This is a genomic window from Streptomyces sp. MB09-01 (assembly GCF_033794505.1).
Taxonomy (GTDB): Bacteria; Actinomycetota; Actinomycetes; order Streptomycetales; family Streptomycetaceae; genus Streptomyces.
The window spans coordinates 1-5,428 of the sequence record NZ_JARAYQ010000396.1 but is presented as its reverse complement, the minus strand read 5'-3'; the positions used below and the strand labels follow the sequence as shown (position 1 = coordinate 5,428).

Annotated in this window: 5 protein-coding genes; 4 read left to right on the top strand and 1 reads right to left on the bottom strand. The window is 73.3% G+C overall.

Features of this window, described 5'->3' with window-relative positions:
- The 4 genes from PV721_RS40835 to PV721_RS40820 all read left to right on the top strand — a co-directional run.
- A partial coding sequence (locus PV721_RS40835; protein WP_319733568.1) for a serine hydrolase domain-containing protein occupies nucleotides 1-1,100 on the top strand: 1,100 nt, incomplete at its 5' end.
- 94 nt (nucleotides 1,101-1,194) lie between these two features.
- Nucleotides 1,195-1,704, top strand: a complete 510-nt coding sequence (locus tag PV721_RS40830) for a GNAT family N-acetyltransferase (RefSeq protein WP_319733566.1) — start codon at nucleotides 1,195-1,197, stop codon at nucleotides 1,702-1,704.
- A gap of 77 nt (nucleotides 1,705-1,781) precedes the next feature.
- Complete coding sequence (locus tag PV721_RS40825; RefSeq protein WP_319733564.1) at nucleotides 1,782-2,300, top strand: SigE family RNA polymerase sigma factor; 519 nt, start codon at nucleotides 1,782-1,784, stop codon at nucleotides 2,298-2,300.
- Between the two features lie 116 nt (nucleotides 2,301-2,416).
- The gene (locus PV721_RS40820) at nucleotides 2,417-3,670 is read left to right on the top strand and encodes a hypothetical protein (protein WP_319733562.1); all 1,254 of its coding nucleotides are present in this window, start codon (nucleotides 2,417-2,419) and stop codon (nucleotides 3,668-3,670) included.
- A gap of 30 nt (nucleotides 3,671-3,700) precedes the next feature.
- On the opposite strand, the gene PV721_RS40815 is transcribed toward PV721_RS40820, so the two are convergent.
- Complete coding sequence (locus PV721_RS40815; protein WP_319733560.1) at nucleotides 3,701-5,395, bottom strand: bifunctional 3'-5' exonuclease/DNA polymerase; 1,695 nt, start codon at nucleotides 5,393-5,395, stop codon at nucleotides 3,701-3,703.
- Nucleotides 5,396-5,428 lie beyond the last annotated feature (33 nt).

Sequence of the window (5,428 nt, the reverse complement as noted above, 5' to 3'; positions counted from 1 at the left end):
CCCCAGCCCCGACCCCCGCCACCGACGAGTTCCCGCAGCTGACGCCCGCCGTGGCCCGGCAGTTGGACGACGCGATCCAGAAGGTCAGGACCGAGGCGAAGGTGCCCGGAGTGACCGTGGCCTTGTCGGCGCCGGGCAAGGGCGAGTACGTACGGTCCTTCGGCATCGCCGACAAGGCGACGGGCGCGCCGATGACCCCCGGCCTGAACATGCGGATCGGCAGCGAGACGAAGACCTTCACCGTGACCGCCCTGCTGGAGCTGGTGGACGAGGGCAAGGCCGGGCTGGACGACCCGATCGGCAAGTACGTCGAGGGGGTCCCGAACGGCGACCGGATCACCCTGCGCCAGCTGGCCGAGATGCGGAGCGGACTGTTCAACTACTCCGAGGACGAAGGCTTCTTCAAGGCGCTGACCAGCGATCCCCGGCGGCCGTTCACCCCGCAGGAACTGCTCGCGTACTCCTTCAAGCACCCGGTCCTCTTCGAACCGGGCGCGAAGTTCGACTACTGCAACACCAACTTGATCCTGCTCGGGCTGGTGGTGGAGAAGGTCAGCGGGATCCCCCTCGCCGAGTACATCGACCGGGAGGTCGTCAAGCCGGCCGGGCTGAGGCACACGCTGTTCCCCACGGGCGCGGAGTTCCCCAGTCCGCACGCGCACGGCTACACGGACCAGACGGCCACCGGCAAGACCGAGGACGCCACCGACTGGAACCCCTCCTGGGGGTGGGCGGCCGGCGCGATGATCTCCGACCTCACCGACCTGCGGAGCTGGGCGAAGACCCTGGCGACCGGAACCCTGCTGACCCCCGCCACCCAGGCCGAGCGGCTCGAGGTGATCGACGCGCTCCCGGGTGCGGGCTACGGCCTGGGCATCTTCAACGTCCAGGGCTGGATCGGGCACAACGGCTCACTGCCCGGCTACCAGTCGCTGACCGTCTACCTGCCGCAGGCGCAGGCCACGCTCGTCGTGCTGCTCAACACGGACGCCGCCCACCAGGGCAGCGAGCCGAGCACCCTGTTCGGTCGGGCGATCACCGAGATCGTGACGCCCGAGCACGTCTTCACCCTGCCCGCCCAGCCCGTCACGGGACACTGAACCGGCCTTCTCGCGACCGCTGGTGCGGATCCGCGCCGCCCGTGCACCATGGTCCCGGCGCGCGAGACACCCTCCAGGGAAATGTGAGACGTACATGAGCGGTCAGGCAGCAGCACAGCAGGACGTCCGGCCCCCGCACGGGCAGGGCGAGGGCGCGGTGGCGGTCCGGGCCGCCGGCGAGGCGGACGTCGACACGGCGGCCGCGCTGTTCCGCGGTTACCTCGACTTCTACGAGGTGGACCTCGAAGACCCGGACGGCCCGCGGGCCTTCCTCGCGGAACGGATCGCGAAGGACGAGTCGCTCGTCCTGCTCGCCGAGGTCCCGGACCTCGGGACGGTCGGCTTCGCGCAGGTCTACCGCGCCTTCTCGTCTCTCACCCTGAGCACCGCCTGGGTGCTCAACGACCTCTACGTCGCCCCCGCCGGCCGCCGCACCGGCGCCGGCCGCGCGCTGCTGCGCGAGGTGCTGCGCCGGGCCCGCGAGGCCGGCGTGTCCGGCGTGCAGCTGGAGACCGCGTACGACAACACCGTGGCGCAGGGGCTGTACGAGGCGGAGGGCTTCGTCCGCGAGGAGTTCCACGTGTACTTCCACGACCTGGGCTGACCAACTCGGGCCGGGGGATGAAACATTGCCGCACTGTCATCGCGTCAATGGGGTGAGACGGACGCGAGGGAGAGTAAATGGGGCAGGGTCGCAGAGACGGGTTCCGTGAGTTCGCGGCGGGCCGGTCGGGTCACCTGTACCGGTCGGCATGTCTGCTGGCGAGCGGGGACACCCACCTCGCGGAGGACCTGGTGCAGGAGACCCTGGGCCGGATGTACCTGCGCTGGGGGCGGATCTCCCGCATCGACAATCCGGCGGCCTACGCGCAGACGGTGCTGGTACGGGCCTTCCTCACGCACCAGCGCCGCCGGTCGGCGGGGGAGCGCCCGGTCGGGGAGTTCCCCGACCCGGGCGCGCCGGCCGCGGCCGGCGGCGCCGACCCGGAGCTGCGGCTGACGCTGCTGCAGGCGCTGGGGCGGCTGTCGCCCAAGGACCGGGCGGTGCTGGTGCTGCGCTACTGGGAGGACCGGAGCGTCGAGGAGACCGCCGACGCGATGAACTCCAGCTCGGCGGCGGTCCGTACGCGCACCTCGCGGGCGCTGGCCCGGCTGCGGGAGCAACTGGGCGGGAGCCTGGCCGCGTTCGCCGATCTCTGAGGGGGCCGGTCCGGGCCGGTCGGGCCTGATCAGGTCCGGTCAGGTCCGGTCCGGGTCGTTCCGTCGCTCCCTTCTCTTGCCTCACCCCACCCTTGAAACGGAAGGTCTGCTTCCTCATGCCCCTTGAAGATGACCTCGGCGCGGCCCTCCGGCGTGCGGGGGACGGTTTCACCGCCGACCGGGACGCCCTCGTGAACGCCGGCGAGCAGCGCGGCCGACGGCTGGTGGCGCGTCGCCGCCAGGCCGCCGCGGCCGGCGGATCCGTGCTGGCCCTGGCCCTGATCGCAACGGCGGGCGCCTACTCGGGTGGCCTGCTCGACGGCGCCGGACGGGCCGGTACGGTCAACGTCGCGTCGCCGCCGACCACGCCCGCGGGCGACGACAAGGGGCCGCTGGCCGGCTCCGGCGCCGTCACCGCGGAGCAGATGATCGCGAATCTGCGGGCGCTCCTGCCCGGCGGGCAGCTGACCGAGCCCGTGGGGCGGGGTTCGGACGACCAGGTGCCCTTGGCCTCCGGCGTGTACGACGACGGGAAGGGCAGGGCGGCCGTCAGCATCGGCCTCAGCCGGGTGGACCCGGACGGCAGCCAGGCCCGCGCGATGACCGAGTGCGGGGACGAGAACCTGCAGGAGTACGACTACTGCCGGACCGAGCAGCTGGCGGACGGTTCCCGGTTGCTGCTGTTCAAGGGGTACGAGTACCCGGACCGGCGGGAGGACACGAAGGTCTGGCGGGCCGTGCTCGCGACCCGGCAGGGCTTCATGGTCGAGCTGTCCGAGTGGAACGCCCCCGCCGAGAAGGGCGCCCCCGTCTCGCGGAGCAACCCGCCGCTGACGACGGACCAGTTGAAGACCGTGGTCACCTCGGCCGTCTGGCAGCCGGCGCTGAACGACCTGCCGGCGCCCGAGCCGGAGTCGGGGCAGTCGGCCCCGCCCGGGTCGTCGGCGGCCCTGCGGGACCGGGAGGCCGCGGTGGCACTGGAAGAGCTGGTTGCCGGGATCGGCATCGAGATCCCGATCCTCTCCAAGGGCGGGGAGGGCGGGCACGGCTACGTCGTGTTCGACGACGGCAAGGGCAAGTCCCTGGTCCAGCTCAACGTGGGCCAGGGCCTCTCCGGCTTCCCGGGCCTCAATCAGCCCCCGCTGCCAGACGGCACCTTGGTGAACGTCAAGCAGGGCCCCGCCGAGAAGGGCAAGGGTGTGATCGAATGGCAGGTCGACACGCTGCGCACGGACGGACTGCGCGTGGTGGTCTCCGCCTTCAACACCGCCAACCAGAGCGGCACGGCCACCCGCGAGCAGCCCGCGCTGACTCTGGACCAGCTGAAGGAGATCGCGCTCGCCCCGGGGTGGAACCGGACCCGGAACTAGGCCGAGGGAGACGACCTGCGCCGAGGGCCTCTATTTGGCGTCGGCGTAGCACTCCACGACCGCCGTGGTGAAGGGGAACCGGACCGGGGTGTCGCCGAAGGCGATCCGGCCGGCCCGGTCACCGGCGGCGCGGATCGCCTCCACGACGGCCTCGGCCTCCTCGGCGGGGCAGTGCACGATCACCTCGTCGTGCTGGAAGAACACCAGCTCGGCCCGCATCCCGGCGGTCGCCTGCCGCAGGGCTGCGAGCAGCAGCAGGGCCCAGTCGGCGGCGCTGCCCTGGACCACGAAGTTACGGGTGAACCGGCCGCGGGCCCGGCTGTTGGTGGAGGCGTAGCTCGGGGTCCAGGTGTCGCCGTCGCCGTCCTGCGGGATCCCGGCCTCGCCCGCGACCGGGTCGCCGTCCCCGTCCGCGTCGCGGGCGGAGACGGGCGGCGGGCAGGTGCGGCCGAGCCAGGTCCGTACGAGCCGGCCCTCCTCGCCCGCCTTCGCCGCGTCGTCCACGTAGGCCACGGCCCGGGGGAAGCGGCGGCGGAGCGCGGCCAGGTTCTTCAGGCCGTCCCCGGAGGTCTGGCCGTAGACGGCGCCGAGGACGGCGATCTTGGCCTTGTCGCGGTCGCCGGAGAAGCCCTGGCGGGAGACGGCGGTGTAGAGGTCCTCCGGCCGGCCGGCCACCTCCATGAAGGCGGGGTCGCGGGAGATCGCGGCGAGCACGCGCGGTTCCATCTGGTCGGCGTCCGCCACGACGAGCCGCCAGCCGGGGTCGGCGACCACGGCCCGGCGGATCACCTTCGGGATCTGCAGGGCCCCGCCGCCGTTGGTGACCCAGCGGCCGGTCAGGGTGCCGCCGGGGATGAACTCGGGGCGGAAGCGGCCGTCGTGGACCCAGTCCGCGAGCCAGCCCCAGCCGTGGGCGGTGTAGATCCGGTACAGCTTCTTGTAGGCGAGCAACGGCTCCACGGCGGGGTGGTCCAGTTCCTGGATCTCCCAGCGGCGGGTGGACTTCAGCTTGATCCCCGCCTCGGCGAAGGCCTTGATGACGTCGGCCGGCAGCTCGGGGCGCACCCGTCTACCGAAGGCGGCCGAGACGCGGTCGGCCAGCTCGGCGAGGCGCCGGGGCTCCCCGCCGCCGGCGTACCGCTCGCCGAGCAGCTCGGTCAGTAGGGCGCGGTGCACGTCGGCCCGCCAGGGCAGGCCCGCGCGGTTCATCTCGGCGGCGACGAGGAAGGCCGCGGACTCGGCGGCGGTGAGCAGCCGCATCCGGTCGGGGTGGGCGGTGGCCCCGAGCCGCTTCGCCTGGTCGGCGTGGACGGCGAGGAGGGCGTCCAGGGGGACGGGGGTCGGCTGCGGATCGAAGAGGGAGTCCTGGGTGCGGGGCTCCGCGGCGCGCTGCCGCGGATCGGGCGGTACGGGGGCGTTCGTGAGCCGGGCCCAGGCGGCGGCCGCCGAGCGGGGCTCGCCGCAGCGGCCCTCGTGGCCGAGGAGCAGCAGCTCGGCGTCCTCGATGTCGTGGCACCGCTCGACGCGGGCACCGGCCGCGAGCAGGCGGGGGTACACGGCGGCGGTGGACCGCCAGACCCAGCGGGTGCCGGGTGGGGCGGAGCGGATCGCGTCGGCGGGGTCGCGGACGCGGAGCCGGACGCCGTCCGTGGGGGGTACGGGGGCGGCGTGCCACCAGCCGTCGGCGTCCTCGGCGAGGGCCCAGCGGGGGGTGCGGTCGCTCATGGGTGCGAGTGTCCCACCGGGGTCTGACAGGGG